Origin of the sequence: Lysobacter hankyongensis (genome assembly GCF_039543145.1) — a bacterium.
Lineage (GTDB): Bacteria > Pseudomonadota > Gammaproteobacteria > Xanthomonadales > Xanthomonadaceae > Lysobacter_I > Lysobacter_I hankyongensis.
On sequence record NZ_BAABJE010000010.1, the window covers coordinates 313,165 to 339,903 of the forward strand.

General features: G+C 65.6%; 28 protein-coding genes, 1 tRNA gene and 1 pseudogene. 21 read left to right on the forward strand and 9 right to left on the reverse strand.

Features of this window, described 5'->3' with window-relative positions:
• The first annotated feature begins 19 nt into the window (after window positions 1–19).
• From ABD974_RS11125 to ABD974_RS11150, 6 genes are all read left to right on the forward strand, one after another.
• Window positions 20–730, forward strand: coding sequence for a multiubiquitin domain-containing protein (locus ABD974_RS11125; protein WP_345303384.1), 711 nt, complete (start codon window positions 20–22; stop codon window positions 728–730).
• On the forward strand, window positions 705–1,898 hold the full coding sequence (locus tag ABD974_RS11130) for a ThiF family adenylyltransferase (protein WP_345303385.1): 1,194 nt from the start codon (window positions 705–707) through the stop codon (window positions 1,896–1,898). Before ABD974_RS11125 ends, ABD974_RS11130 begins: the two co-directional genes overlap by 26 nt.
• Window positions 1,895–2,341 (forward strand): ubiquitination-like system serine protease family protein, encoded by a 447-nt coding sequence (locus tag ABD974_RS11135; RefSeq protein WP_345303386.1) that lies wholly within the window; start codon window positions 1,895–1,897, stop codon window positions 2,339–2,341. Before ABD974_RS11130 ends, ABD974_RS11135 begins: the two co-directional genes overlap by 4 nt.
• 92 nt (window positions 2,342–2,433) lie before the next feature.
• On the forward strand, window positions 2,434–3,201 hold the full coding sequence (locus ABD974_RS11140) for a hypothetical protein (protein ID WP_345303387.1): 768 nt from the start codon (window positions 2,434–2,436) through the stop codon (window positions 3,199–3,201).
• A gap of 194 nt (window positions 3,202–3,395) precedes the next feature.
• Window positions 3,396–3,869, forward strand: a complete 474-nt coding sequence (locus tag ABD974_RS11145) for a hypothetical protein (protein WP_345303388.1) — start codon at window positions 3,396–3,398, stop codon at window positions 3,867–3,869.
• Window positions 3,870–3,907: 38 nt separating this feature from the next.
• The gene (locus tag ABD974_RS11150) at window positions 3,908–4,864 is read left to right on the forward strand and encodes a hypothetical protein (protein WP_345303389.1); all 957 of its coding nucleotides are present in this window, start codon (window positions 3,908–3,910) and stop codon (window positions 4,862–4,864) included.
• A 33-nt stretch (window positions 4,865–4,897) separates the two neighbouring features.
• On the opposite strand, the gene ABD974_RS11155 is transcribed toward ABD974_RS11150, so the two are convergent.
• The 4 genes and pseudogenes from ABD974_RS11155 to ABD974_RS11165 form a co-directional block, all read right to left on the reverse strand.
• The gene (locus tag ABD974_RS11155; protein ID WP_345303390.1) at window positions 4,898–6,289 is read right to left on the reverse strand and encodes a site-specific integrase; all 1,392 of its coding nucleotides are present in this window, start codon (window positions 6,287–6,289) and stop codon (window positions 4,898–4,900) included.
• A 24-nt stretch (window positions 6,290–6,313) separates the two neighbouring features.
• Window positions 6,314–6,490 (reverse strand): annotated as a pseudogene (locus tag ABD974_RS19515) (DUF6538 domain-containing protein); the annotation flags it as partial.
• Between the two features lie 101 nt (window positions 6,491–6,591).
• A tRNA-Gly gene (locus ABD974_RS11160) sits at window positions 6,592–6,665 on the reverse strand.
• A 71-nt stretch (window positions 6,666–6,736) separates the two neighbouring features.
• Entirely contained in the window at window positions 6,737–8,536 is a 1,800-nt protein-coding gene (locus tag ABD974_RS11165) for an autotransporter domain-containing protein (protein ID WP_425562682.1), read from the reverse strand.
• A 250-nt stretch (window positions 8,537–8,786) separates the two neighbouring features.
• On the opposite strand from ABD974_RS11165, the gene thiS reads away from it, so the two are divergent.
• From thiS to ABD974_RS11215, 10 genes are all read left to right on the forward strand, one after another.
• Window positions 8,787–8,987 carry a sulfur carrier protein ThiS gene (gene thiS, locus ABD974_RS11170; protein WP_345303392.1) on the forward strand — a complete coding sequence of 67 codons (201 nt, stop codon included), beginning with the start codon at window positions 8,787–8,789 and terminating at the stop codon, window positions 8,985–8,987.
• A 154-nt stretch (window positions 8,988–9,141) separates the two neighbouring features.
• Entirely contained in the window at window positions 9,142–9,939 is a 798-nt protein-coding gene (locus ABD974_RS11175; protein ID WP_345303393.1) for a thiazole synthase, read from the forward strand.
• Window positions 9,940–9,952: 13 nt separating this feature from the next.
• Window positions 9,953–10,228 carry a BrnT family toxin gene (locus tag ABD974_RS11180; RefSeq protein WP_345303394.1) on the forward strand — a complete coding sequence of 92 codons (276 nt, stop codon included), beginning with the start codon at window positions 9,953–9,955 and terminating at the stop codon, window positions 10,226–10,228.
• Window positions 10,215–10,448 carry a hypothetical protein gene (locus tag ABD974_RS11185; RefSeq protein WP_345303395.1) on the forward strand — a complete coding sequence of 78 codons (234 nt, stop codon included), beginning with the start codon at window positions 10,215–10,217 and terminating at the stop codon, window positions 10,446–10,448. The genes ABD974_RS11180 and ABD974_RS11185 overlap by 14 nt, the downstream gene beginning before the upstream one ends.
• 5 nt (window positions 10,449–10,453) lie before the next feature.
• Complete coding sequence (trmB, locus tag ABD974_RS11190; RefSeq protein WP_345303396.1) at window positions 10,454–11,203, forward strand: tRNA (guanosine(46)-N7)-methyltransferase TrmB; 750 nt, start codon at window positions 10,454–10,456, stop codon at window positions 11,201–11,203.
• 2 nt (window positions 11,204–11,205) lie between these two features.
• A complete protein-coding gene (locus ABD974_RS11195) occupies window positions 11,206–13,047 on the forward strand; it encodes an SLC13 family permease (protein WP_345303397.1) in 1,842 nt (613 codons plus the stop codon).
• A 166-nt stretch (window positions 13,048–13,213) separates the two neighbouring features.
• Window positions 13,214–13,834, forward strand: coding sequence for a hypothetical protein (locus tag ABD974_RS11200; RefSeq protein WP_345303398.1), 621 nt, complete (start codon window positions 13,214–13,216; stop codon window positions 13,832–13,834).
• Window positions 13,827–15,374 (forward strand): XVIPCD domain-containing protein, encoded by a 1,548-nt coding sequence (locus ABD974_RS11205; protein WP_345303399.1) that lies wholly within the window; start codon window positions 13,827–13,829, stop codon window positions 15,372–15,374. The genes ABD974_RS11200 and ABD974_RS11205 overlap by 8 nt, the downstream gene beginning before the upstream one ends.
• 169 nt (window positions 15,375–15,543) lie before the next feature.
• Window positions 15,544–16,029, forward strand: a complete 486-nt coding sequence (locus ABD974_RS11210; RefSeq protein ID WP_345303400.1) for a hypothetical protein — start codon at window positions 15,544–15,546, stop codon at window positions 16,027–16,029.
• An 11-nt stretch (window positions 16,030–16,040) separates the two neighbouring features.
• Window positions 16,041–17,366, forward strand: coding sequence for an XVIPCD domain-containing protein (locus tag ABD974_RS11215; RefSeq protein WP_345303401.1), 1,326 nt, complete (start codon window positions 16,041–16,043; stop codon window positions 17,364–17,366).
• A gap of 114 nt (window positions 17,367–17,480) precedes the next feature.
• On the opposite strand, the gene trpE is transcribed toward ABD974_RS11215, so the two are convergent.
• The 3 genes from trpE to rpe all read right to left on the reverse strand — a co-directional run bounded on the left by trpE (window position 17,481) and on the right by rpe (window position 20,879).
• A complete protein-coding gene (gene trpE, locus ABD974_RS11220) occupies window positions 17,481–18,956 on the reverse strand; it encodes an anthranilate synthase component I (protein WP_345303402.1) in 1,476 nt (491 codons plus the stop codon).
• A 287-nt stretch (window positions 18,957–19,243) separates the two neighbouring features.
• Window positions 19,244–20,197 (reverse strand): lipid kinase YegS, encoded by a 954-nt coding sequence (gene yegS / locus ABD974_RS11225; protein WP_345303403.1) that lies wholly within the window; start codon window positions 20,195–20,197, stop codon window positions 19,244–19,246.
• Window positions 20,190–20,879 (reverse strand): ribulose-phosphate 3-epimerase, encoded by a 690-nt coding sequence (gene rpe / locus ABD974_RS11230; protein WP_345303404.1) that lies wholly within the window; start codon window positions 20,877–20,879, stop codon window positions 20,190–20,192. Before rpe ends, yegS begins: the two co-directional genes overlap by 8 nt.
• A 187-nt stretch (window positions 20,880–21,066) precedes the next feature.
• Here rpe and ABD974_RS11235 point away from each other — a divergent pair, with 187 nt between their 5' ends.
• On the forward strand, window positions 21,067–21,900 hold the full coding sequence (locus ABD974_RS11235) for an outer membrane protein (RefSeq protein WP_345303509.1): 834 nt from the start codon (window positions 21,067–21,069) through the stop codon (window positions 21,898–21,900).
• Between the two features lie 262 nt (window positions 21,901–22,162).
• Here the strand turns inward: ABD974_RS11235 and ABD974_RS11240 are convergent, their stop codons facing one another.
• Together ABD974_RS11240 and ABD974_RS11245 are read right to left on the reverse strand one after the other, a co-directional pair.
• Window positions 22,163–22,492, reverse strand: coding sequence for a J domain-containing protein (locus ABD974_RS11240; protein WP_345303405.1), 330 nt, complete (start codon window positions 22,490–22,492; stop codon window positions 22,163–22,165).
• A 94-nt stretch (window positions 22,493–22,586) separates the two neighbouring features.
• Window positions 22,587–23,570 carry a J domain-containing protein gene (locus ABD974_RS11245; RefSeq protein ID WP_345303406.1) on the reverse strand — a complete coding sequence of 328 codons (984 nt, stop codon included), beginning with the start codon at window positions 23,568–23,570 and terminating at the stop codon, window positions 22,587–22,589.
• Window positions 23,571–23,673: 103 nt separating this feature from the next.
• Here ABD974_RS11245 and ABD974_RS11250 point away from each other — a divergent pair, with 103 nt between their 5' ends.
• The 4 genes from ABD974_RS11250 to ABD974_RS11265 are packed head-to-tail and all read left to right on the forward strand — an operon-like array spanning window position 23,674 to window position 26,578.
• Window positions 23,674–24,618: a phosphoribosylaminoimidazolesuccinocarboxamide synthase gene (locus ABD974_RS11250; RefSeq protein ID WP_345303510.1), complete on the forward strand. Its 945-nt coding sequence runs from the start codon at window positions 23,674–23,676 to the stop codon at window positions 24,616–24,618.
• 5 nt (window positions 24,619–24,623) lie between these two features.
• A complete protein-coding gene (locus ABD974_RS11255) occupies window positions 24,624–25,130 on the forward strand; it encodes a YcxB family protein (protein WP_345303407.1) in 507 nt (168 codons plus the stop codon).
• A 4-nt stretch (window positions 25,131–25,134) separates the two neighbouring features.
• A complete protein-coding gene (locus tag ABD974_RS11260; protein WP_345303408.1) occupies window positions 25,135–25,629 on the forward strand; it encodes an Mpo1 family 2-hydroxy fatty acid dioxygenase in 495 nt (164 codons plus the stop codon).
• 43 nt (window positions 25,630–25,672) lie between these two features.
• Window positions 25,673–26,578 carry a DMT family transporter gene (locus ABD974_RS11265; RefSeq protein WP_345303409.1) on the forward strand — a complete coding sequence of 302 codons (906 nt, stop codon included), beginning with the start codon at window positions 25,673–25,675 and terminating at the stop codon, window positions 26,576–26,578.
• Window positions 26,579–26,739: the final 161 nt, after the last annotated feature.

Here is a 26,739-nt window from a genome sequence, read left to right on the forward strand (position 1 = left end):
GCACATCGAGGTAATACACATGACCATCAACGATACGAGCGCCGAGCCGCCCGACCATTACCGGGTCCAATTTGCTCACGAAGGCTTCAATTTCGTGGCGAAGACCATCCAAGATCCGGTCCCCACCGGCGAGCAGTTGTTGGCCGTGGCCGGCCTCAAGCCGGCCCGCGAGCACCTGCTGTTCCAGCTCTTGCCCAGCGGCGCCCTGGAAGAAATTCGCCCCGACGAAACGGTGGATCTGCGGGAGCCGGGGCACGAACGCTTCGTGAGCTTCAAGAGCGATCGCACCTTCCGCTTTCATATCGACGACGAGTCGCGGGACTGGGGACAGCAGAAGATCAGCGGCTTGCACTTGAAGCAGATCGCGCAGGTCGACCCGCTCAGCCACGATGTGTTCCGCATCGTTGTCGGCGGTAACGACCAGCTCATCCGCGATCAAGAAACCTTCGACCTGGGCGCGGCTGGTGTGGAGCGTTTTGCCACCACGCCGATCGAGATCGAGGTGTTCGTCAATACGCGCCCGCACATTGTCAATCGGCGCGTGCTGGACTTCTGGACAGTGGTCCGCTTGGAGCATCCGGACGCCGACCCTGCCAATGCCCAGGTCGAATACACGATCACCTACGACAAGGGGCCGCGCCAAAACCCCTCGGGCAACCTGGTGAATGGCCAGTCGGTCGAAATCAAGGGAGGGATGGAATTTTATGTCCTCCTCACTGATAAGTCGTAGTCCTCATCTGCTGCGCCTGCGGGACGAAGGCATGACGCTGGAGGTAGCCCACGGCTACCTCCTCGTCCACGATGTTCCCTACGTCAACGCAAGCCGCGAAACGAGAATCGGCACGCTTGTTTTCCGTCTCGACTTGACGGCGGATATCGCCGTCAATCCGGCGGACCACACGGCCTACTTCATTGGTGAAGCTCCGTGCGACGCGAGCGGCAAGCGCCTTTCCAGAATCATCAACAACAGCAATCCGCAGGAGTTGGCGCCCGGCATTCGGGCTGACCATTACTTCTCCGCCAAGCCGCGATCGGGAAATTACAAGGACTACTACGAGAAGGTCACCGCCTACGTCAACATGCTCACAGGCCATGCTAAGGCCATAGATGCGTCGCTGAAGGCACAGGTTTTCAAACCGTTCCTCAGCGAAGAGGATGAAGGTCCTTTCGTCTATGCCGACACAGCATCCACGCGCGCTGGTATCGCACTAGCCAGTCAGCGGCTTGCCGGTCAACGAATCGCTATCGTGGGACTTGGCGGCACTGGCGCCTATCTGCTTGATCTGGTCGCGAAGACTCCGGTTGCCGAAATTCACCTCTACGATGGAGACACGTTGCAGCAACATAACGCCTTCCGCTATCCGGGCGCAGTGGCTTTCGAAGCACTCACAGAAGGTCACGCCAAAGTGGCCTATCTCGCAACCGAATACGGAAAGATCCATCGGAGAATCTACCCGCACCCCGTCATGATTGATGAGAGCAATGTGCCTGAACTCAAGGGATACAATGCCGTGTTCGTGTGCGTGGACAACGGTCATGCGCGCCGATTGATCGCCATCGCTCTGGCTTCGAGCGACACGGTGATGTTCGACACAGGCATGGGTGTTCAGATGAATGCCAATGCAGAACTTTTCGCCATTGTGCGCCTGTCGACACTGGACCGTGCATCGGCAACGGAAGCGGCCAAGAACATGCCGATGTCCGCCAATGAGGACGACAATCTCTACGGGACCAATGTGCAGGTAGGAGACTTGAACTGCCTGAATGCCTACCTCGCTGTCGAAGCGTGGAAGAAGCGGTGTGGGTTCTACTTCGGAAGGTCTCGCCCTCATCTGACCACCTATACGACAGCGAGCGCATCGATGGCAGCGAACGATGCAAGCGAAGACAACGAATGAAACAGTCGCGCTTCCGCCTGGTCGAGGTCGAAAGCTTTCCGCGTCCACTTCAAGAAGGTGTTGTCTACTTTTCCGAAAGATTTAAATGCGCTGCACATGCCTGTGCGTGCGGGTGCGGAAAGGAAGTGATCACACCAATTTCACCAGTTCAATGGCGCATCTCAAGAAGCACTCGGGGTGTTTCGCTCAGCCCATCGATCGGAAACTGGAACTTTGCCTGCCGATCGCACTACTGGATTACCGATGGTCGTGTGGAATGGGCAATGGATATGACGAGGGAAGAAATCCAGGCAGGACGTGAATACAACGCTGCCCTCCGAGAAGAATACTTCAAAGCAAAACGTGGAAAGACAAAGGCTGCCATCCAGCACCCCGAGGCACTGCCTCGCTCGCGTGGACTATTCGCCCGTTTCATTAACTGGCTGACAGGAATGCGCAGGTGATCGAAATACATTTTCGATGCCAATTCCCGCACCCCATCTGCGTCTTCGGCTTTAGACGAAGCCACATCTGAAAGGATTAAGGTCATACGCAAATGAATATGCTTATCGCACACCATGGCCGCATGCAGCAGTGGTGGTCTTCTCTCGACAACGTGAAGCAGTTGTATGTGGCGGGCATGATCATGGCCGGCTTGTTCGTCGCTACAATCGCCGCATCAGGCATCGGGCTGCCGGCCGACGTTCTGCTGATGACCGCTATCACCATTACGGCCATCGCGTTTGTCATCGAGTCTTACCGCTGGTTGGTCGCCGCGCTCGAAGCGCCACTAGCGAAGTGGCTGACCGGCGTCGCTGGGGTGATGGCCGCTGCCGTAGCCACGGGAGCCGCGTCGTCCACGCTAGCGGTGGCGACAGGCCAAGATCCCGGTGCATTCAAAACGTCAACGGCGTTTCTTGCCCCTTTGTCGTTTATCCCCATCCTTGCCGTGCTGATCATGGCCGGCGCGTTGCTGGGGTTGCCCTTCTTCCTCATCGGTATGCTCACGAAGCACAGTCTCGCACGTGGCAAACCGAGAGACTTCGACATGTTGTTGTCGTTCGCTCGGATCGTCGGATTGACTGGTATCGCGGCTGCCGCAGGTCAGCTTATCGCGCCGCCGACGCGGCTCAACGAAGGCCTGGAGAAAGCGGCGCGTTACAGCGCATATTTCCTCGACATGGTTCCCGACCGAACCTGCGCCCCCGCCGAAGGCGATCGCGCCGCCCGCGTCAACGACAGCTTAGTCATCATTGGTCGGATGACTGATGACGGGTTGCAATTTGTTAGAAAAGATTGCGCTCTTGCCGCAGAAAATCGCTGACAAGGCACTATCAAGAGCTTGCCATAGCTTGATTGTATGAAATTGCTGAAATGGTATGCGGCGGACTGACGCTTATCCATCTTTGTCATGTCTTCAACCCCTTCCTTGACAACCGCCTTGTCTCTGCTATCAAACCATCCCCCGACGTATACGCAAGGGGCCTAAGATAGCGACTGACGAGGAACGGGATGCACGTGCCATCAACGAAAAAGACCATCGCCTACTTCGCATCGTTGGGCTATCTGGTCGAGAAAGTCGTATTGCGAGGTGGGAATAAGGGGGGAGTGGAAGCTTGGAAGATCACGGGTAAAGATTGCCCGCTCGATGGCCGTGAGTTCTACACGAGGCTTGAACTTTGGGCCGAGTGGCTCGACTACTCCGCAGAGCGAATTTACGCGGCGGCTATTGTTGAGCCGATCAAATCAATGTGGGCTGGGGCGACAGAAGAGGAGCGAGCAAACATCATCGCCGATCTTCGAGAGTGGAAAAAAGTAGAAGGCCATACGGCGCCGTGGATTGAGCAGTTGGTTCGGAAGGCGTCTTGGGGGGTCGACAATCTTCCGCGGGATTGGAAAGCAAAGATGGCGCTACTTTTGAAGAAGGACTATACCCCCATCTGGAGTATCGTCGATCATCTGCTTTGGAAATCTAGACCCAAGACGAGCTAATTTGCATACTAGCTTCTCTGGACGAAAAGGAGCAGGTCATGCCAGGGATATTGGATGCATCTTTGCAAGTCGCGACAGCGCTCATCACGTCGATGAGTGCGTCCGAGAAGGAGCACGAGGAGACCCTCACGGGGACGCTTTTGGGATCGCTTCTAGCCTCGAACTCTCTTTTGGCAATGCTCACCGCTCATCTGAATGTCTATCCGTCGCAGTGCTGGTGGGGCTCATACAGCAAATATCGATCCAAGGAAACGGACAAAACGGAGGCGGGTAGTGGAGCGGATTTCGCGCTTCTGACGCTTTTGGAGATGGGTGGCGCGAGACTCACAATTTTTCAGGCCAAGCGCGGAGAACTGGACGGGGAGACATGGACCTTTGACGCTAATCGCGTGCCACAACCCCCGAAAAATCACGCTGGAGAGCAGCGTGCTGCTCAAATGGTCGTATTGGTGGAAACGGCCAGACGATTGTCCGCGCTTGCGAGGAGCGGGACAGAAGTGGTGGTGTCACGCGAGAGTGCTAAGTCGGAAATGCTGGAAGGAATGAGCGAAGAGATGGCCGCAAAGCTGCATGGCTTCGACTGGATCCACTACCTGATCTACACCGCGGAAGAGCCAAAGTGCATTGCGCTCGAACATATGAGCAGCGCGTATATCAAAGAGCTGATTGGCATTCGGAAAAAGACCCCTGTCGATCTCACCGAAGAGAACTGTGAACGATTTACTGCGTTAGTGCTGCGCGGGAGTGGAACAGATGGTCGCGGATGGCTCGAATTCAAAGATGCCGCAACGGCGATCTCCGCATTGCCTCATCTATTACCACTCGTTCCTGTAGTCGTAGGCGACGGGACTGGGTCTCATGGCCCTGCACTACAAGAAGACTTTGGGCTCAAGCAACTAGTTCTTGATTTACAAAGCGGACCATTGGCAGATATCGTAGGCAAAATAACCGCCGCACCCAGCCGTTCCGGACCGCGGCCTAGCATAAAAATGTAACCTAAAGAAGGGCAATAAACGTCGGCGCAATTGCTATAGGTGAAGCGAGGATGGCTCCATCATTGATTTTTCGAACTGACAGCACCCATAGCTTTGTATTGTTATCTCTGGCCTAAACTTCGCCAGCGCCACGCTTCTCTCCGGCAACGTCTTTACGTCTGCGATGTGGATGTAGTGCGTTTCCAGCACTGACACACTCACTTTACTGGCGTGGCCAGTAATGAGCGCGATCGTCGAAGTCGGCACCAGGGCTTCAGCGAGCGCGGTTGCAAGGGTGTGTCGAAACGCATGGAATGCCGTGCCCTTCTCGATGCCGAACTGCCTGAGATACACCGAGAACTGCCTAGACAACTGTCGACCGTAACCGAGACCATTTGGCTTGCCATCTTTGCGCGTTCCCGCAGGCAGATGCGGAAACAAACGCGGATGCCCCGTCTTGCGCATGTCCTCGACAAACTCGAGAAAGCCCGCATCCAGCACCGGCTGGGCCAGCGGAATGAAGCGAATGGAGGATTTCGTCTTGACCTTCTGGTTGCGGTCCTTCTTCCACACGAAAAGCCCCCACACCCCATCGACTTGGCGCACGTCGTCGATGTAAAGCTGAGCGACTTCGTTGACCCGTGCTCCGGTGTAGAGCCCGAGAATCGGCCCCCACCAACGGTGCGGCAGATGCTTCGCCCACGGCACGAAATGCTCCGGCGCGAAGATCTGCTTTAGCTCTTCAGGTGTGAATGGCCGTCCGGTTTCCAGCTCAGTGCCGGTGTCGATCTCTGAGCCCATGCCCTTGAGCGGCGAGCGTGGGATCACGTCCATATTGACCAAGGCGTTGAAAAACACGCTCAGCCGTTGGCGGTGCTTGTTGCGCGTGTGCCTTGATGGCACAGGCACGTTCTCCTCTTTCCCCTTCGCAATCGTCTCGGCCACTGACAGGCGCCGATACTTCGGCTTCACAGTGGCGAGGGCGGGCCACCAGCGCACACCCTCCCAGAAGGCCCGCAAGTGCTTCGCCTTGATTTGATCGACCGGCAGGTCACCTACGATTCCCAGCAGCAGCCGCAGGCTGTGCTTGCTCTCTGTGATGGTGTCAGGCGACAGCTCCCGTTGCTCCAAGTCGGCGACGTGGTTCGCGATTTCGACCGATAGCAAGGGCGCCGGTTCGCCTTGAAGTGCAGACAGAGCGGGCATCGCAACGGGCGCTGCGAGCGCCGCCGACGGAAACACCATCGGCAGGCCTTCACGCGCCATCTCGGCGGCAGCCTTCATGGTTTCGATGAAATCGAGGGTGTCCCGACGGCCCGTCGTGGTTACGGTTCCGAAATCGACCCCGCCCACGCGCACACCCGTCGCGGTCCACTCGCGCAGCGAGCCGTCTTCGGCCGCGCGCTGTGCGCTCTCCAGCAGTTTCTTGACATCGACATCGGCCATCCCGGCCCCCTTCCGTAGGCGCGCGAACGCTTCCGAGAGTGCCACACCCTGGAGCGCTGCGGATAGCCGAGCGGCGTCTCCACGAAGCCCGTGTAGCGAGCGGACGATGGAGCCAAACCCCAAGCGGGGCACCAGGTCGCGGGGCACTCGGAAGCGGACGTAGAGGCCGCTAGGGCGGGCTAGCAAATAGGGCTTGGGCATGAAAAAGGTCCCTCAAATGGTTCCTCGGGAAGGAACCGCTTGGGGACCTGTTTTCTGAAAACCCCCGACAAGTCAGTCACTTGCGCGACCGGGTGCCGGAGTGGAGCGGGTGATGGGAATCGAACCCACGCTAGCAGCTTGGGAAGCTGCAGTTCTACCATTGAACTACACCCGCGGGTGCACCCAGTGTAGCGGGTGCGGTGGGCTCCGGGAACCGGGCGCGGCCCGGGCCGGAGCCCGTCGGCATCAGAACTTCTTGCCGAAGGTCGCGAACAGGGTGGCGTCGTTGCCGTTGCCCTGCGCGGTGCCGACGCTGGCGCCGATGTCGGCGTCGAAGCCGAACAGTTCGGTGCGTGCGCCGATCACTGCGGTGACGTAGCTGTCGTCGAACTCCAGGCCGGGAACGGCGTAGGGCAGGCTGCCGGCGATCGACTGCGCGCGGGCGAAGACTTCGCTCGGGGCGTCCTCGTGTTCCTTGTCCCAGGTGACGCGGGCGTAAGGCGCGAGGTGGTCGTTGATCTCGTAGCTGGCCTGCCAGCCGAGGCTGGTGATCAGCGAGTCGTAGCTCTGGTCCGAGTAGGCCAGCGAGGTGGCGAGGGTCGGCTGGTCTTCGGCGTAACCGTCGACATCGATGCGCTGCACCAGCACGCTGGCCACCGGGCCGTGGGTGAGCTGATCGCGCTGGAAGTTCATGCCGGCGTTGACGCCGAAGGTGAGGTTGCTGCCGTCCGGCGAGCCGCTGTGGCTGCGCCGGGCCGGGCCGAGCCACACGTCGCGGTTCACGTCGTAGCGCAGCTGGGTGTAGCTGAGCTGGGCGTTGGCCCACAGGCGCTCGCCGTACCAGCCGCCGAAGCCGCCGAGGGTGAGATCGGTCTGGTCGAAGTCGCCGCGACGCTGGCCGAAGTCCTGGGCGTTGCGGCCGAAGCCGCCGAAGGCGCCGTAGACGAAGTTGCCGCTGGTCCAGTCGACGCCGCCGCTGATCGACGGGCCGACGCCGTCGTACAGGTCGCCGCCTTCGTAACGCTGGAAGTCGGCGCGGGTGTCCACCCACCAGCGCATGCCGTCGCCGGCCGGCTTGCCGGCGAGATGCGCCGAGACGCGGTCGGCGCGGGCGCGGCCGACCACACCGGCCGAGTGGCCGAGGATCTGGTTCTGACGCGGGGCTTCGAGGACGGACACCACGTACTGGGCCAGGATCTGGTGCGCGCGGCTGGTCGGATGCACGCCGTCGGCGAACAGGTAGGTGTTCGGCGCGTTCGGGGTGACGTAGCTGGTCGGGTTGCAGGTCAGCGAGTTCGCGGTGATCTGCGGCTGGCAGGCGGTGCCGGTGATGTTGGTGAAGCCGTAGGCGCCCGGGTTCGCGGTGATTTCGCGGATCAGGGTGAAGGTGTCGATCGGGATCACGCGCAGGTTGTTGGTGGCGAGGCCGCCGAACAGTGCGGTGTTGTAGTTGATGGTCAGCGCGGTGCCGGTGGCCTGCGCGGTCGCGCCCTGGGCGCGGAACGCCGGGGTGATGCCGAGGTCCGGAATGGTCGGGACCAGGATGTAGCGGGCGCCGGCATTCTGCAGGGTGCCGACCATGCCGATCTGCGACGCGACGGCCGAGGCGATGGTGGTGGTCGGGTTGGCGCCGGCGTTGGTGATCGCGAACAGGTCGTTCGCGCCGCCCCACACCGTGTACAGCGCGCGGCTGTCGGCGCGGCCGCCGTTGGCGGCGAGATAGTTGGTGAGCTGGGTGGTCATCGCGGGGATCGGACCCAGCGCGCCGGTGCTGTTGGTGCCGACGCGGGCGCCGCCGGCGGCGTAATTGGTGCCGGTCTGGCCGTTGCCGTTGGGATCGGCGCGGGTGCCGTAGAAGTCGGCGAGGTACTGCGACCACACGAAGCCCGGGTTGGTGGTGAACTGGCCGGTGACGGGACGGACGCTCGCCGGCAGCAGCGGACGGAAGAAGCCGCTGTCGGTCAGGCTGTCGCCGAAGAACACGGTCTGCGAATACGGGCCTGCGGCGGAGGCCGGCGCGGCGATCGCGGCGGTGGCGGCGAGCACGGCGACGGAAAGAAGATTGCGGATGGGCCGCTTGGCCCCACGGTTGGACGACATGGATCCCACTCCCGGACTGGTGGAAAAACTGGAAGAAAATGCGGAAAACCCACGGCGCTCTGTGCGATACGGCGCCGGATGGTGGCGGCATCGTTTCACGAAGGCTTTGATGACTCAAGTGTGACAGGGCATAGCCGGACGGCCGCACCGCATCCGGGGCGGCGCCCGCCGCGGCGGTTCGGCCTAGAATCCTTCCATGGATATCCGACTGAATGGCGATACCCTCGCCCTGCCCGCCCCCTGCACCCTCGCCGAACTGCTCGCCACCCAGGGCCTGGCCGGCCGCCGGGTGGCGGTGGAAGTGAACGGGGACATCATCCCCCGCGGCCGCCACGCCGATCATCCGCTCGCCGAGGGCGATGTGGTCGAGATCGTTCACGCCCTCGGAGGCGGCTGACCGCACGCACCAGGCCGATGCGGGGGCTGCCCTAGTTGGCTCTCGGGAGGAACCGCGGTGGTTTGTCGCGACTTGCGTCGCTCCTACAGGTGCTCCAGAACGTTCGCCGTGACCGGGGCGTCCGCTCGGCGCGGCGATGCGCGATAATCCCGCGATGACCGCACCCCATGCTTACGACGACGCGCTCGTCATCGCCGGCAAGATCTACCGCTCGCGCCTGTTGACCGGTACCGGCAAATTCAAGGATCTCGACGAAACCCGCCTGGCGACCGAGGCCGCCGCCGCCGAGATCGTCACCGTCGCCATCCGCCGCACGAACATCGGCCAGACGCCGGGCGAGCCGAACCTGCTCGACGTGCTGCCGCCGGACCGCTACACCATCCTGCCCAACACCGCCGGCTGCTACACCGCCGACGACGCCGTGCGCACCTGCCGGCTCGCGCGCGAGCTGCTCGACGGCCACACTCTCGTGAAGCTCGAAGTGCTGGGCGACACCCGCACCCTGTTCCCCGACGTGGTGCAGACGCTGCAGGCCGCGGAGACCCTGGTCGCCGACGGCTTCGACGTGATGGTCTACACCAGCGACGACCCGATCCTGGCCAAGCGCCTGGAAGAGATCGGCTGCTGCGCGGTGATGCCGCTGGCCGCGCCGATCGGCTCGGGCCTCGGCATCCAGAACCGGTACAACCTGCTGGAAATCATCGAGAACGCGAAGGTGCCGATCCTGGTCGACGCCGGCGTCGGTACCGCCTCGGACGCCGCCATCGCGATGGAACTGGGCTGCGACGGCGTGCTGATGAACACCGCGATCGCGGGCGCGAAGGATCCGGTGCGGATGGCGCTGGCGATGAAGCTCGCGATCGAAGCCGGCCGCCACGCGTTCCTGTCCGGCCGCATCCCGCGCAAGCGCTTCGCCTCGGCGTCGTCGCCGGTGGACGGGCTGATCGGATGAGCGGGCCGGGCGCATGCTGAAATTCGAATGGGACGCGCCCAAAGCCATCGCCAATCAGCGCAAGCACGGCGTATCCTTCGAGGAGGCCGCAACGGTGTTCGGCGACCCGCTCGCCCTGACCTTCCCGGATCCGGACCACTCGGTGCGCGAAGCGCGCTTCCTGACCATCGGGCAGTCGCATCGGGATCTGCTGCTGGTCGTCGCGCACATCGAACGCGGACGTGCAATTCGCATCATCAGCGCGCGCAAGGCAACCCGACACGAGCGAACGATCTATGAAAAAGACTGAAGCCATGCGGGCCGAATACCGTCGCGAAGATCTCGGCACCGGCGTTCGCGGCAAATACCTCCGCCGGTATTCGAAAGGCAGCAATCTCGTGCTGCTGGACGACCGGGTCGCGCACGCCTTTCCGAATGCGGAAGCGGTGAACGAAGCCTTGCTCGGGCTGCTGATCTTGGCGGAGAAGGCCAAGCCGGCCCCTTCCAAATCCCGCAAGCGCAACGTTTGACCGCGATGACTCAGGACCACGCGCACGACCAGCCATTCACGGTCGAACCCGGACAACGCAAGATCCGCAGTTTCGTGCTGCGCCAGGGGCGCTTCAGCCCGGCGCAGCAGCGTGCGTTCGACGAACTGTGGCCGCAGTTCGGGCTGGACTATGCCGCCGGTCCGCGCGACTACGACGCCGTGTTCGGCCGCACCGCGCTGCGGGTGGTCGAGATCGGCTTCGGCAACGGCGAAGCGCTGCGCTTCGCCGCGAAGCAGGATCCGTCCCGCGATTACATCGGCATCGAAGTGCATGCGCCCGGGGTCGGCCGGCTGCTGAACTGGCTGGCGGCGGATGCCAGCGATCATGTCCGCGTCTATCGTCACGACGCGGTGGAAGTGCTCGAACACGAGATCGCCGACGGCAGCCTCGACGAAATCCGCATCTATTTCCCCGACCCCTGGCACAAGAAGCGTCATAACAAGCGTCGGCTGGTACAGCCCGAATTCGCCGCGCTGCTGGCGCGCAAGCTGCGCATCGGCGGGCGCCTGCATCTGGCCACCGACTGGCAAGCCTACGCCGAACACATGTGGGACGTGCTCGACGCCACGCCGGGCCTGCGCAACGTCGCCGGCGCGCGCGGCGCGGTGCCGCGACCGGAATGGCGGCCGCAGACGCATTTCGAGACCCGCGGCCAGAAGCTCGGCCATGGCGTGTGGGATCTTCTGTACGACCGCATCGACGACGCCGACACGCCCGACGCACGCAGCGACTGACGATGGAGAACGCACTCACCCTCACCAGCGATATGCAGCTCGTCCTCGGGCTGACGGCGCTGACGATGGTGTTGTTCCTGTTCGAGCGCATCCGCGCCGACGTGGTCGCGCTGGTGGTGCTGGTGCTGCTGGGCCTGACCGGGCTGGTGCCGCGCGAAGACCTGTACAACGGCCTCGCGGGCAACGCGGTGATCAGCGTGATCGCGACCATGATCCTCGGTGCCGGCCTCGATCGCACCGGCGCGCTCAACCGTCTCGCCGCATGGCTGCTGCGCCGCGCGGACGGCGTCGAGCAGCGGCTGATCCTGTTCACGTCCGCGATCGCCGGGCTGAACTCCTCGGTGATGCAGAATCCATCGGTGATGGCGCTGTATCTGCCGGTGGCCTCGCGACTGTCCTCGCGCACCGGCCTGCCGCTGTCGCGGCTGCTGCTGCCGATCGCGGCGGCGATCGTGATGGGCGGCGGCCTGACCATGGTCGGCAACTCGCCGCTGATCCTGCTCAACGATCTGCTGGTCTCGGCAAACAACAGCCTGCCGTCCGGCCTGATGACGCTGAAACCGCTGCCGATGTTCGCGCCGCTGCCGATCGGCCTGGCGCTGCTGGCCGCGGCGCTGGCGTATTTCCATTTCTTCGGCGGCCAGCGCCTGCACGAGAACGCCGCCGACGCCGGCGTCACCCCGGCGCGCACCGAAACCTATTTCGCCACCGCCTACGGCATCGAAGGCGAGGTCTATGAACTCACCGTCACCGCCGACAGTCCGCTGGTGGGGATGTCGCTGCGCGAGACCGAGGACCTGCACGACGCCCCGCTGATCCTGGCCCTGAAGACCGGCAACGAATCGCGGCTGGCGCCGCCGGGCGACGCGCGCATCTGGGTCGGCAGCGTGCTCGGCGTGATGGGCGCGCGGCCGGCGATCACCGATTTCGCGCAGAACCGCTTCCTGCGCATCAGCGCGCGGCTGCGCGAGTTCGCCGATCTGTTCAATCCCGCACGCGCCGGCATTTCCGAAGCGGTGATCCCGCCCACCTCGACCTTCATCGGCAAGACCGCGACCCAGCTGAAACTGCGCCGCCAGCACAACCTGCGCCTGCTCGCGATCAACCGCGACAAGCAGGTGCTGCGCGAGAACGTGCGCGAGCAGCCGCTGCGCGCCGGCGACCTGCTGGTGCTGCACAGCATCTGGACCGACCTGGCGCAGGCCGCGAGCAATCGCGACTTCGTGCCGGTGACCGACTACCCGAAAGCCGAGCAGCGTCCGCACAAGTTCAAGATCGCGATGACCATCTTCGGGATCACGATGCTGATCGCGCTGTCGTCGCGCATCCCCGCGTCGCTGGCGCTGATGACCGGCGTCGCCGGCATGCTGATCACTGGCGTGTTGAAGATGGACGAGGCCTACGCCGCGATCAACTGGAAAACCGTATTCCTGATGGCCTGCCTGATTCCGCTGGGCTGGGCGATGGATTCCAGCGGCGCAGCGGCCTGGGTCGCGGCGCACACGCTGGATCGTTTGCCCGAAGGTACGCCGCATTGGCTGATCGAGATTTCCGTCGGTCTGCTCACCACCGCGTTCTCGCTGGTGATCAGCCACGTCGGCGCGACGATCGTCATGGTGCCGATCGCGATCAATCTCGCGCTCGCCGCCGGCAGCGATCCGACCGCGTTCGCGCTGATCGTGGCGTTGTCGGCATCGAACAATTTCATGACCGCGTCCAACCCGGTGATGTCGATGATCACCGGCCCGGCGGGTTACACCGCGAAGGAACTGTGGAAGGTCGGCGGCCCGCTCAGCCTGCTGTACACCGGCATCGTGGTGCTGGTGGTGAACCTGATGTTTTGAGCGCCGGCGCAGGACCTGCGGCACGCGCGGACGCGGCCGAACTGGACCTGCAGTGATCCGGCACCGGTCCGGGACGGACCCGACAGCGGCCCGGCGTCGGCCCAGCAAGGAGCCGCGATCGACCCCCGCCTCGGCTTTGAAAGGCGACGAGGATGGCGTAGCCTCGATGCGGGTCCGCGGGGACCAGGCGGCGTCGGAACCGCGTTGCGCGGCCGCGCCGGCAGGATCGATCGCCCGCACCGACGCCTACACCAGCACCAAGGACGACATCGCCATGCACCAGGACCGTTCAGCGACCGACCCCGCCCCTGCCAGCGCCGCGCGCATGGTCGATCTGCTCGCCGCCATCCGCGGCCCCGAGGATCTTTCGCCCGAACGTCTGCAGGCGCTGAGCGGCCTGCCGGTGACCTCGGCGCCGGACGATCCGCGCCGCTACGGCGCGGGCCTGGCGATCGATGCACAGTGGATCTTCAACATCGCGGCGCTGCCCGGCCGCGACGACGCGCCGACGCGGATCGTCGTGGCCTACGACCGCCAGACGCCGGATGCGGCGGACGCGCCCGACGGCGCGCCCGCGTTCGAGGCCTGCGCCGGAACGCTGTGCGCCGCCGGCTTCGTGCAGACGACGATCCCGGGGCCGCGCGGCGTGCGCTACGGCGACCGCTTCGAGCGCGACGGCGTCCGCATCGATCTGCAGACCGAACGCGATGGAAGCGGTCTGCTGCGGGTCGTGCGCGCCTTCATCGACACACCGGTCGCCGCGACCGCGGAGGTGGGCCATGGCTGAGTGGTTCAAGGGGCTGTTCGATTTCCGCAACGCCGATGAGCGCGCGCTGGATACCATGCTCGATCGATACGCCACCGGCGGCGCCGGACATCGCGACACCGTGCGCGGCATCCGCCTGGCGCTGGAGGCTTCGCCGGACCTCAGAACGCGCACCCTGAGCGCGGTGCACGACGGCTACGTCGCCGAGTTCTCCCCGCAGGCGGTGGACGGCGGCGCGGCGGCCTACAATGCCTTCCACAGGCAGGTGCGGATGCCGCCGGATTTCGATTACCGGAACGGCGACATGATGGGGCTGATCTTCACCCTCGGCCACGAGATCGAACACGCGCGCTCCAACCGCGGCATCCATTATCCGAGCGCGGTGCTGCAACCGTCCATCCAGGGAATCGCGGATGCCCCCGCCGCGGACGGCGTGCGCGACTACACCCCGGCGTTGCGCGCCTACGTCGAACACACGCGGGCGGACGAAGGCCGCGCGCACATCGGCGGTTTCAACGCGATCGCGTCCTACGTGCACGAAGTCGAATCCCCGGGACGGGCGGGCATGCTCCGGGCGCTGTACGAGGCCTGCCCCGGGCGCATGGGCGACTTCATCGAGCGCCGGGGCCAGGCGCCCGCACACACCTACGCATTGAAGGACGGCCTGACGATCGACCCGGACACCGGCCGGATGGCGTACACGCGCGAGAACATCAACGCGATGAAGGTCTATTACGCCGATCATGCGCAGCTCGGCCCCGAACGCCTGAACTATCGGCAGGACGGCATCCGCTTCGCATGGAATCTCGTGCACGACGCCGAAACGCGGGCGGTCGACGGGGAGTTCGATCCGGTGCGGCGCGAATACCGGATCGATTTCGCCGCGCTGCTCGCGGATGGCGAAACCATCACGCTGCCCCGCAACGACGCTGCCGCCCTGCATCCGCCGGCGGACGGTGCGCCGGTCGTCGTCAACGAAGGGGTCCAAATCCTGCAGCTGGACGACCTCGGTCTCTCGGAACCGCTCATCGTCGGGCCGCCGGGCATGCCGTCGCAGGGCGCGGAGTCGCAGATCGTGCAGTCGCAGGTGGCGGAGCCGCTTGTCGTGGAGCCGCTCGTCGCTGAGCCGCGCATCGCGGAAGCGTCGGTGGTGCGGGGATCGGAACCGCCGCCCGATCCGCCGCAGTCGCACGCGGTGCCGGCTCCCGAACATCCTCTGTTCCGGCAGGCATTGACGCTGGTCGAACAGCAGCACCTCGACACGCCGCTGGGCGAATCCCAGGAGCGGCGCAATCTCGCCGCGGCGCTGGCGGTCGCGGCGCAGGAGCGCGGCATGACCGCCATCGAGCGCATCACGCCCAACCTCAACGGCGATGGCCTGATCGTCAGCCAGGGCAGCGCCGAGAGCCGCAACAACGCAGGCGTCTCGCTGGAGGTCGGCAAGGCGACGCCGGAACAGGACAACAGGGGCCGACTCGTCGCGGCCGAGTCACCGTCGCTGGCCCCGGCGCAGGGACAGGAGCAGCGCCGGGATCCGTCCTCGCATCCGGTGGTGCTGTAACGCCGCAGGCACGATGCGAACCGGCGCACCCGCGCCGGCAGGTCCGCCATGGCCGCCGGCCACGGATTTCGTCGTTCCTCCCGATGCGCCCCGCTTTCCGCCCGGCGCGCGCATCCGCGCCCCCGCGCGATCGCGCTCCCCCTTCTCATCACGCATACGGGTGTTTCCCATGCCGCAGTCACTGCCCACCAACGCCGAAGACATCGGCCGCCGCGTCCTGCGGCTCGCCGAGAACGTCCGCGGCCCCGACGACATCGCCCCCGCGCGGATCGAACAGCTCACCGGCATCCCGGTCGAATTCAATCCCGACGACGCCAACGAATACGGCTTCGGCGGCCAGCTCACCGACGCCTGGGCCTACAACCTCGTCTCCCTGCCCGAAGGCGACCGCAAGCCGTCGCGGATCATGTTCTCGTTCGACGACGAAAGCCGCGCCAACGCCGACATGGCGCCGATCTGCGCGCTCGACTTCGACGACTACGCCGCAGCGCTGGAAGCCGCCGGTTTCCGCTCGAAGGCGAACCGCGGCCCGCACGATCGCGTGCTGTACTGGGACTTCTCGCGCGAAGACGTGTCCGTGCAGATCTACGTGCGCGGCGAAAGCGACGCGAAGGCGGACCACGCCTGCGTCTCCAAACTCATCATCAACGCCTGAGGGATACCGACATGGCCGCCATTCCCGAAGACGTCCTGAAGAAAATGGCCGCGGACAAGAAGGCCGCGGAAACGAAACTGGAGAAGATCCTCTCCGATTTCGAGAAAGCCCACGACACCAAGACCGAAACGCCCGGCAAGAACCTGCGCGCGCTGCTCGACAACTCGCCGGATCTGAAGGCGCGCATCCTCGACTCGGTGCAGAAAGGCCACCTCGAGAAATTCGACGTGCTGCCCGCCGGCGCGAACGCCGGCGGCACCTACAGCCCCGACACCAAGACCATCGAGCTGCCGGCCGATTACCTGAAGAAGGCCGGCAAGGACAAGGCCGCCGCCGCCGAGCTGGTGTTCGTGATGGGCCACGAGATCCAGCACTCGTTCAACAGCACCGTCAGCGACAAGGCCACGGATGCCTTCGTCAAGGACGTCGAGAAGATCGCCAAGGGGCCCGGTCCCCACGACTACACCAACGCGGTCAAGACCCTGATCCAGAACTACCGCGAAGACGAAGCCGGCGCGCACATCGGCGGCTTCAACGCGATCGCCTCGCAGGTGATGAAGGACAATCCGAAGGCCGGCCTGAAGGAGCTCTACAACGCCCATCCGGGGCGCATGGAAGACTTCATCGAGCGCGGCGGCAAGGCGCCGAACTTCACCTACGCGCTGAAGCCGGGCCTGACCCTGGAAGCCGACAACACGATGAAGACCACGCCCGAGAACGTGAAGGCGATGGGCAAGCACTACTTCGATCAGCCGCCGAGCTCGGCGCGGCTCGGCACCAAGGGCAACCAGGACTACCCGAACTACTACGGCGAATGGGCACTCAACGTCATCAACGACACCGAGAAGCGCGCGCTCGCCGAAGCGAAGAAGGCCGATCCGAAGGCGGTCGCGCCGGAAGTGAAGATCGACATGAAGTCGATCGGCCTCGACAAGTCGCTGCTGGACACCGGCCTGAAGTTCACCGACAGCAGCCCGAAGAAGCCGAGCGTCGAAGCCCCGGCCCCGGAACCGGCGCTGTATCGACAGGCGGAAGATGCGTTGAAGAAGGTCGACGGCCTCGGACTGAAAGGCGAGGAATTGCGCAACGTCGCCGCAGCCACCGCGCTGCAGGCGCAGACTTCCGGCATGGAGCGCATCGACGGCGCGCTGCTCGGCAAGAACGGACAGGTCTTCGCCTATCAGGGCGATCCGACCAGCGAATCCGCCGACCGCATCGCGGTGAACGTCGCCCAGGCCAGGCAGCAGCCGGCCGACCAGTCGCTGGCGACGATGATGGTGCCGGACCCGCAGCAGGCGCCCGCCCAGCAGCAGAGCGCGCGCAGCGTGGGCATGTAAGCGATCCGCACAGCGGCAACGCGAACGCCCCGCAGCGATGCGGGGCGTTTTCGTATTCGGGCAACGGCACGGGCAACGGCGATGACGATCATCGCGCCCTGCACCATCGTGGAATCACAACCCCCGCGCCGCCTCTTCCACCGCGCGGAACAGCGCGCGGCTCTTGTTCATCGTCTCTTCCCATTCCTTCTGCGGGTCGGAGTCGTAGACGATGCCGGCGCCGGCCTGCACGTGCAGTCTGCCGTCCTGGATCACCGCGGTGCGGATCGCGATCGCGGTGTCGGCGTCGCCGTGCCAGCTGATGTAGCCGATGCTGCCGGCATAGACGTTGCGCTTGATCGGTTCCAGTTCGCGGATCACTTCCAGCGCGCGGATCTTCGGCGCGCCGCTGACGGTGCCCGCGGGGAACGTCGCGCGCAGCACGTCGGCGTAGCTCAAGCCGTCCTTCAGGCGGCCGGCGACCTCGCTGACGATGTGCATCACGTGGCTGTATCTTTCGATCACGAAACGATCGCCGACCTCGACCGTGCCCGGCTCGCTGACGCGGCCGACATCGTTGCGACCCAGATCGATCAGCATCAGGTGTTCGGCGCGTTCCTTCGGATCGGCCAGCAGTTCCGCTTCCAGCGCAATGTCCTCGTCGTGCGTCTTGCCGCGCGGACGGGTGCCGGCGATCGGACGCACGGTGACCTCTCCGGCTTCGAGGCGCACCAGGATTTCCGGCGAAGAACCGACGACCTGGGTGCCGCCGACATCGAGGAAATACATGTACGGCGAGGGATTGAGCGCACGCAGCGCGCGGTAGACATCGACCGGGCGCGCGCGGAACGGCACCGACAGACGCTGGCTCAGCACGACCTGGAAGATGTCGCCGGCGCGGATGTATTCCTTCGATTTCTCGACCGCGGCGATGAAGCCTTCGCGGGTGAAGCCGGACACGAAATCGGCCTCGTTCAGCCCGGCGGTGTCGCGCGCTTCCGGATAGCCCGCCCCGCCCTGGCGCAGACGATGCGTCAGCTCGTCCAGGCGCCGGTTGGCGCGCGCCCAGGCCTGCGGTTCGCGCGGGTCGGCGTGGACGATGAGATACAGCCGGCCCTTGAGGCTGTCGAACACGGCCACGTCGCGGCTGTCCATCAGCAGGATGTCCGGCGTGCCGAGTTCGTCCGGCTTGTTCGTCGTGCGCAGTCGCGACTCGATGTACTGGATGCATTCGAAGCCGAACCAGCCGACCAGCCCGCCGGTGAACCCCGGCAGCCCCGCGAGCCGCGGAACCTTCTGCGCGGCGCGCAGCCGTTCGACCTCGGCCAGCGGATCGTCGACGACGCGGGTGTCGACCAGCTCGCCCAGTTCGCTGACGAACAGCGTGTGTCCGGCGAAAGCATACACGCGCTGCGCGGGCAGGCCGATGATCGAATAGCGGCCGAAGCGTTCGCCGCCTTCCACCGATTCGAAGAGATAGGTATGCGGGCCGTCGGCGAGCTTGAGATAGACCGACAGCGGCGTGTCGAGGTCGGAGAGCACTTCGCGCACGACCGGAATGAGGGTGTGGCCGTCTTCGGCGTATTGCTGGAACTGTTCGAACGAGATCACGCGGGAAGTCCTTTCGGAAAATCGAAACGGGAAGGGAAGGCGGCGCTCAGCCGCGCCATCGCCCGTGCCCGCACGGTGCGGCCGAGGCCGTGGTTCGATGCTGGAGGACGATCCCGTTCATGTCGCGACATCCTAACGGCTTCGGCCGGCGGTCGCACCTGCGCCATGCCCGCGTCACGGAATCGTCATCGTTCGCCCGGAGAATGGAAGGCCATCGCAGGGACGACGGACGGAAGCGGGATTGCTTCCACAACACCGGGGCGGCGCCGAAAGGCGCCGCTCTTTCTTCATGCGCCGGACGACAGCAGCGGGCAGGCATCGGGCAGATGCATCCGCAGCCGGCCGGGCACGCAGACGATCCGGAACGCGGTCGCCTCGACCGGTTCGCCGTCGAGATTCAGCGTGAGCGGGCGTTCCGCGATGATCTCCACCCAGCGCGACTGCAGACGCGTGGAGACGCGCTCCAGCGCCGCCTGGCGACCCTCGGCGATCAGCGTGCCGAGCGTGGCCGCGACTTCGCCCTCGAGCGTCGGCACGAGGGTGAGATCCAGCAGGCCGTCGTCGATGCGCGCGTCCGGACACAGCACCTGCCCGCCACCGGCCTGGCGGCCGTTGCCCACCCCCAGCGCGATGAAATCGCCCGACCACGCGAAGTCGTCCGCCGCGAAGCGCGCGCGGATCGGTTCGATGCGACCGACGCGGGCCAGGCCGCTGATGACGTAGGCAAGACCGCCCAGCGTTTTCTTCAACTGCTCGTTGGTCTCGGTGGTGACGACGGTGCCGAACCCGCCCGAAGCGAGATTCGCGCACCAGTGTTGCTGCCCGTCGGCATCCACGGACAACAGGTCCACCGCGCGCGGCGGTATGCGCAGCAACGCGAAGGCGGCCTGCTGTTCCGCGGGAATGCCGGCCGCGGTCGCGAAATCGTTGGCGGTGCCGAGCGACAGCACCGCCAGCGCCGGCAGGGCCTCGGCCGGCGCATCATGCGTCGCCAGCGCCGCGGCGACTTCGCGCAGGGTGCCATCGCCGCCGCCGGCAACGACAGCGTCCATGCCGGCCGCGACCGCTTCGTCGACGTAGCGCGCGGCATCGCCGTGCTCCCAGGTCACGCGCACATCGACGCGCATGCCTTCCGCGCGCAGCGCGTTCACCGTCGTGCGCAGGGTCTCGTCGGCCGCGGCCTTGCCGTTGAGGATCAGGCCGACATGCCGCGCACCGGCGTGGCGCAACGCGTCAGCCACCGCGCACGGACGCGACCGCCGCCTTCATCTGCGACACGATGCCCGCGTAATCGGCCTGGCCGAAGATCGCCGAACCGGCGACGAAGGTGTCCGCACCCGCCTTCGCGATCTCCGCGATGTTGTCGACCTTCACGCCGCCGTCGATTTCCAGGCGGATGGTCCTGCCGGTGCGCGCCGCGGCGGCATCGATGCGCGCGCGCACCGCGCGCAGCTTGTCCAGCGCCGAGGGAATGAAGCTCTGGCCGCCGAAGCCCGGGTTCACCGACATCAGCAGCACCAGATCGAGTTCGTCCAGCACGTAGTCCAGCACCTCCACCGGCGTCGCGGGATTCAGCACCAGCCCGGCCTGGCAGCCGCTGGCCTTGATCAGCTGGAGCGTGCGATGCACGTGGCGACTGGCTTCGGGATGGAAACTGATCAGCGACGCGCCGGCCTTCGCGAAGTCCGGCACGATGCGGTCCACCGGCTCCACCATCAGATGCACGTCGATCGGTGCGGTCACGCCATGTTTGCGCAGCGCTTCGCAGACCAGCGGACCGATGGTGAGATTGGGCACGTAATGGTTGTCCATCACGTCGAAATGCACCCAGTCCGCACCGGCCGCGAGGACGGCATCGACCTCCTCGCCGAGCTTCGCGAAATTCGCGGACAGGATGGACGGGGCGATGACGGTGGGTTGCATGGGCGGCGCTCGATCGGACAGCGCGCATTGTCGCCTTCCCGCACGGCGGGGCCAAGCGCGGGATCCGACGAACGGTCGCATCCTGAACGCGCGGGTCCGCGTACTCGCAATGAGGCATTCGCAAACGGAGCATTCAGGCCGAGCGCGCCCTCGCACATTCCACTTCCGCGAAGGAGATCCCATGACCATGCGCAATCTCGCGCCCGCCCTGCTCGCATCGCTCACGGCCGCGCTGGCCCCGTCCGTCTTCGCCCAGTCGTCCGACGACTGGACCGGCGCTTACGCCGGCGTGTACGCCGGGCAGGCGCAGAAGCCCGACGGCACCGGCGACCGCTTCATCTTCGACACCAACCTCGACGGCAGGTACAACGACACCGTGACCACCGCCGCCGGCGCCGATGCGTTCTCGCCCGGCTCCTGCGACGGCGTGGCGCGCGGCCCCACGCCCGCCAGCGGCTGCATCGGCAACAGCGGCGGCGCCGACTGGGGCATCCGCGGCGGTTACGACTGGCAGCTCGGCGACAACTGGGTGGTCGGCGTGGTCGGCGAGTACGGCATGAACGACGTGCGCGACGCGGTCTCCTCGTTCAGCACCACGCCCGCGCGCTACACGATGCTGCGCAAGATCGACGGTCTCGCCGCGCTCCGCGGCCGCCTCGGCGGCGCCTTCGGCGAAGGGAGCAACAACCTCGTCTACGTCACCGCCGGCTACGCCACCGCGAAGATCGAGAACAGCTTCTTCACCAGCAACGGCGTCAACACCTTCGTGACCAACGGCGATGGCCGCGCCGACGGCAGCCAGTTCGGTATCGGTTACGAACGCCGCATCGGCCAGATCGCGGTCGGCCTCGAAGTGCTGCGCACCAAGCTCAACGACGACGAATACCGCGTCCGCGCCCAAGGCCCGGCCCCGGCCACCAATCCCTTCATCCGCCAGAACCCCGCCGGCACCGACATGCGCCGCAACGACGACAACTTCAACTTCGACAGCGTCCGCCTCACCGCGGTCTGGCGGTTCTGACCCGGCGTCGAATCGCCCATTGTCGAATCACGGCCTGCCCGCATCGCGCGGGCAGGTCCTCCTGCGATGACGCGACAGTCTCGTCGCCAGGGCCGAAGATCCGTGCGATCGAGCCGCGAACGTGACTGCCTCGCGCTAACGCAGACGTCCCGCATTGGCGAGTGTTTGCATACGCTCGAACAAGGAACAGCAGATCCCTCCGCGCTGTGCGCGTTCGGGATGACAGCAGAAAGTAGCCCGCGTGCGACGAGATCGCGCGGCGTCACGGCCGCTTGCGCAGCGTCTTGATCCGGTCGTACGCAGCGTTGATGTCGGCGGCCTTCCGTTCGGCCTGGCGACGGAGTTCTTCGGCGACGCCGGTGAGTTTGTCGGGGTGGTACTGGCTGATCAGGCGGCGATAGGCCTGATCGATTTCGGCGTCGCTGGCATCTTCGGCGACGCCGAGCACGCGGTAGGGCGTGTCGCGTTGGCTCTTGAACCAGTCGGCGTCGAAGGCGTGACCCAACAACAGGCCGACAAGGCCGCCGCCGGGATGGCGGAACAGCAGCCAACCGGCGACGAAGCCGAAGAATTTTCCGTACCAGCGTGTCATGCGGTGAGTTTACAGGCCCCCGACCGTATCGAGGCGCGTCATCGTCGGGATCGGATGCGACCGCCGGGCCGGCGCGCACCGCGGACGGTGCCGCTCAGTCCAGCAGCATCCCGCAGGTCACGCCCATGCAGGCGCCGGTCGACAGATCCAGCACCACAGAATGACCGGAATCGCCGCGCGGGTAAGGCGCGCCGGTGTCGAGCAGGAAGATCACCGCATGCGCGCCGTTGAGGCCATCCGGGATCGTGAATTCCCTCTGGATCACGTACGACTTCATGAATCCGGCGCGCTCCTGCATGCCCGTCGGCGCACCGCGGCGGTTGGCCTGGGACCAGCGCTGGGCCCAACGCGAGAAATCGCCGCCCGTGGCGGGGCGGAGCTGGCCCGCACGAAGGGCCTCAACAAGGGCGGCTTCACCGCTGAGGGCTGGCGGCGCCTGAGGCGCGGGCGGTGCATCCTTCGGCATCAACGTCACCAATCGATCGACCGACGCGCTGCCTGCGTCGTTCGTCGCCACCGGCAGCGTCGCGATGGGCCGCATCGCAGGCACGTCGGACGCGGACGCGCTCGGCGGCGGACGTACGGACGCCGGCAGCGACGAAGGCGGCGCGCTCGAAGTCCGCGCACTCTCACCCGCTGCCGGGACCGGCGGTTGCGACGCGATCGTCCTCGGTTCGCGCATGCCTGCGAGCCAGGCGACCATCACCAGCGCGATCAGCGCCATCGCGACCCACAGCAGACCGCCGGTGTTGAGGCGATCGTCCGCGGTCGCCATTGCGGCGCGCGAGGCTTCGGAGGTGGAACTGCTTTGCGCATCGCGCCGACGCTGCGCGCGGATCCGGCCGTAGGCGGCGTCGATGCCGCGCAGCTTTTTCTCGGCCCGACGGCGGAATTCCAGGGCGAGGCCGACCAGGCGATCCGGTTGGTGCTCGTCGATCAGACGCAGGTAGGCCTGCTCGATCTCGGCGTCGCTGGCGGTCTCGGAGACGCCGAGGGTGCGGTAGTCGGCTGCGCTGCCGCGACCGAATCGGAACCGGGTAGCGCGGGAATCGAAGGCGGTGTCGTGTCCGGAGGTCATGGCGGCGAGTCTACAAGGCCGGCGCCCGGCCCGGCGGCCGGGGCACCGCGAAGCCGCCGTGCGCCTTACACTAGGCGGCCCGACCGCTCCCGATGGACTGCGCGTGGCGACCACCCTGCTCGAATCCGACCTCCCCGGCCTGACCCTGCGCCATCGCGGCAAGGTCCGCGATGTCTTCGACCTGGCGCCCGACGCATTGCCTCCCGAGGCGCGCGAGCGCGGTCCGCGAGAGCAGGGCCCGCTGCTGCTGATCGTGGCCACCGACCGGCTGAGCGCCTTCGACGTGGTGCTGCCCGATCCGATTCCCGGCAAGGGCGAAATGCTGTGCCAGATCAGCAATTTCTGGTTCGAGAAGACCGCGCACATCCTGCCCAATCATCTCACCGGCATCGATGTCGCCGCGGCGCTGCCGGCCGGCGTCGACGCCGCGCTGTACGCGAAGCGCGCGGTGGTCACCCGCAGGCTCAAGCCGGTGCCGGTGGAAGCCATCGCCCGCGGTTACCTCATCGGCAGCGGCTGGAAGGATTACCAGCGCACCGGACGGGTCAGCGGCATCACCCTGCCCGACGGCCTGCGTCAGGCCGAGCAGCTGCCGGAGCCGATCTTCACGCCGTCGACCAAGGCCGCGGTGGGCGATCACGACGAGAACATCGATTTCGACACGATGGTGAAGACCGTCGGCGCCGAACTGGCCGAGCAGGTGCGCGACGCGACCCTGCGCATCTATCGCCACGCCGCGAACTACGCCGCCGAGCGCGGCATCCTGCTGGCCGACACCAAGTTCGAATTCGGCACCGACGCCGACGGCCGCCTGTACGTGATGGACGAAATGCTGACCCCGGATTCGTCGCGCTACTGGCCCGCCGACGAGTACGAAGTCGGGATCAGCCCGCCGAGCTACGACAAGCAGTTCGTGCGCGACTATCTGGAAACCCTGGACTGGAACAAGACCGCACCGGGCCCGCGATTGCCCGCCGAGGTCATCGACCGCACCCGCGCGAAATACGCCGAGGCGTTGCAGCGGCTGGCGGGGATTTCGGTGGATTGAAGGCGATGACGGACGCGCGATCGTTCGGTGGCACCCTGACTGCCGACGATTTCGTCGCCGCCCAGACATTGCACATGCGCAAGTGGCGCAAGCGCCAGTTCGCGCTCGTCGTCGTGGTCGCGATCTTCGGCGCCGCACTCGTCCGGTACGGTCCGCCGATGCTGGGCGTGATCGTCCTCGGCGCGGGCATCGGCGGCGGCGCGGGCCTCCTCGTGCTGCACGCGTTCAAGCTGCCGCGCGCGTGGAAGCGGCTGTTCGGACAGCAGAAGTCGCTGCACGAGCGCTTTTCCTATCACTGGGACGATGCGGGTCTGCACGTCGCCACTTCGCTCGCGCAGGCCAGACGGCCATGGACGCATTTCACCGGGTTCGACGAAGACGCACGCTCGATCCTGCTCTACCATTCGGACGCGATGTTCGAGCTGATTCCGAAGCGCTGGTTCGCCGAAGCCGAATCGCTCGACGCGCTTCGCGCGGAAATTTCCCGTCATCCCTTCGCCGCCAGGACATGAACGCATGAACACCACCGCCGAAGCGCCATCCGCCGAGCGCCCCATCGACCGCTGGCTCGCGCAGTATTCCTCCGATCACGTCAACCCCACCAACCAGAAGATCCACCATGTCGCGGTGCCGCTGATCGTGTGGTCGGTGACCGCGTTCCTGTGGTGCATCCCTGTGCCCGGGAGCTGGTTCGGCAGCGGCTTCTGGGCGGCGATCGCCGCGTTCGCCGCGTGGATGTTCTACTACCGCGCCTCGCGCATGCTTGGCCTGTCGATGCTCGTGGTGTTCGTGGCCCTGCTGTGGCTGAATCGCTGGCTGCAGGCGACCATCGGCATCGAAGGCCTGCTGTGGCTGGCGACGGGTGTCTTTGTCGTGGCCTGGATCGCGCAGTTCGTCGGCCACAAGATCGAAGGGAAGAAACCGAGCTTCCTCACCGATCTGGTGTATCTGTTGATCGGCCCGACGTGGGTGCTCAGCAAGGCGTTGCGCAAGCTCGGCCTGAAATACTGATGCGCGCCTCCGCGGCGCGCCACCGCGTCGCATCGGCACCACTGTGACGACAACGACGACGCTCACCGAGCGCGGCCTCGGTGCGCGCGACTTCGCGCTCGTGCTGCTCGTGTGCGTGGTCTGGGCCGGGAATTTCCTCACCTCCGCGTTCGCGCTGCGCGAAGTGCCGCCGTTCCTGTTCAGCGCGCTGCGCATGACGCTGCTGGCCGCGCTGTTGATCGCGTTCCTCAAGCGCCCGCCGCGCGCGCAGTGGCCGCGCCTGATCGCGGTGGCGCTGCTCAACGGCGCGCTGCATTTCGGCACCAGCCTGTGGGCGCTGCGGATGGCGGGCGACCTGTCCTCGCCCGCGATCGTGATGCAGAGCTACATCCCGATGGCGGTGCTGCTGGCGTGGTGGGTGCTGGGCGAACGCTTCGCCTGGCGCACCGGTTCGGCCATTGCCCTGAGTTTCGCGGGCGTGCTCGTGCTCGGCTTCGATCCGCTGGTGCTCGACCATCCGGCGTCGCTGCTGATGATGCTGTTCTCCGCGTTCCTGATCGCGCTGGGCACGGTGTTGATGCGCGGCCTGAGCGGCATCGATGCGATCAGCATGCAGGGCTGGACCGCGGTGATCGGCATCCTGCCCTTGCTCGCGATCAGCGCGCTGATCGAACCCGGCGGCGTCGCCGCGCTGCGCGGCGCGGGCCCGGCCACTTGGGGCGCTGTCGCGTATTCGGCGGTGTTCGCGTCGCTGATCGGGCACAGCGTGTTTTTCGGCCTGGTGCAGCGCCATCCGGTGGTGCAGGTCACGCCGTATCTGCTGCTCACGCCGGTGTTCGCGGTGGCGCTGGGAATATTGATCTGGGGCGATCGTCCCGGGCCGCAGTTGTGGATCGGCGGCGCGATGGTGCTCGGCGGCGTGCTCGCGATCGCGCTGCGCGCACGCGCGAAGGCGCTGGCGCGCAGCTGAAGCGACACGCGCGGACAAGGCGCCGCCGCGCGCATTCACGCATTCCGGCGCGCATTCCGGACACGCTTCGCGCATGCGATGCAAAAAAACGCGACGCGCATCGAAAAGACGCGCATGCGGCGCATCCGACTGTCCGCTCCACGCATCCGCCTACGTGATTC